We start from the raw sequence: 1,218 nt of genomic DNA, 5'->3' as shown, positions 1-1,218 counted from the left end.
CGCGCGTCCTGCCGGGACGGCCGGCGGCCTGCCACGGCGAGCCGATCGTTCCTCACCTGGGCGAGACCACCGTCGGCCTGCTGGCGCGGCATGTCGTCGAAGGACGGCCGGCCGGTGCCCGGCGTCCGGCGCCGGACACGCCTTCGGCCGTTCCCGAGATACCGAGGAGGGAGCGGCGTCCTCTCCCCGGTCGGCGGGCCGGGGCCCTGACGCCGCACGTCCGATGAGCTCGATCCAGCGGCCCCCGGTACGCATCGACCGGGGGCGGAGCGCCGGCGACGTCCTGGCCGGGGTCCTCGCGATGGCCGCGGTCGCGGCGCTGCTGCTCGGGGTCCCCTTCGCCCTGCTGACCTTCTTCGGCTCGCCCATCCCGCACAAGCTGCCCTCCACCGAGACGCTCACCCAGCGGCTCGACGCGAGCGCGCTCATGCACGTGCTGGTCATCGTCGTGTGGCTCGCCTGGATCCAGCTGACCGTGTGCGTGCTGGTCGAGGCGTACGCCGAGATCCGGGGCGTCGGCGTGCCGGCCCGGGTGCCGCTCGCCGGCGGCCCGCAGGCGCTCGCGCACCGGCTGGTCGTCGCGGCGCTGCTGCTGTTCACCGCGACCACCGCCGTCATGCCGGTGATCACGGGTGTCCGCGCGACGCACATCCAGCAGCACGTGAACCCGCCTCAGCACCGCGAGCCCCCGCGGGCGGCCGAACCCGCGTCCGCCCAGGACCAGGGGCAGGGGCAGGACGCGGACAACCCGACCCTGATGGAGAAGAACGCCGTCCGGAAGATCTACCGGGTACGCCCGCCGGCCGGACGGCACCACGAGAGCCTCTGGGAGATCGCCGAGAAGTGCCTGGGCGACGGCCGGCGCTACCGCGAGATCTACTCGCTCAACAAGGGCAAGCTGCAGCCCGACGGCACGCGTCTCACCATGGCCAGCCTGATCCGCCCCGGGTGGGTGCTCGACATGCCCGCCGACGCGACCCACGTGGAGATCATCGACAAGGGTCCGCACGACGGGGAGCACGAGCACGGCGTCCCGCACTCGCAGGTGCCGGGCGGCGTCCACCACCACGGATACGTCAACACCGAGCAGCAGGCCGTCGAGGCCGCGCGGCACGCCGCGCAGCAGGAGGCGCGCGACGACCGCGCCGACCGTGAGGCGGGCCGGCCCCCGGTCGACGAGGGACCGGACGTGACCGCCCCCGGCGACCGGGCGCAGGG

At 74.6% G+C, this 1,218-nt stretch carries 2 protein-coding genes; both read left to right on the top strand.

Going from position 1 to position 1,218, the window contains the following annotated elements:
- The coding region (locus ACFFNX_RS50330) for a hypothetical protein (protein WP_378213600.1) at positions 1-227 on the top strand (227 nt) is incomplete at its 5' end.
- Positions 224-1,218, top strand: a 995-nt coding sequence (locus ACFFNX_RS50325) for a LysM peptidoglycan-binding domain-containing protein (protein WP_378213599.1), incomplete at its 3' end; no start/stop codon positions are given. The genes ACFFNX_RS50330 and ACFFNX_RS50325, both read left to right, overlap by 4 nt.

The sequence above is a fragment of the Actinoallomurus acaciae genome, assembly GCF_042429965.1.
Taxonomy (GTDB): Bacteria; Actinomycetota; Actinomycetes; order Streptosporangiales; family Streptosporangiaceae; genus Actinoallomurus; species Actinoallomurus acaciae.
This window is presented reverse-complemented; position numbering and strand designations above follow the sequence as displayed.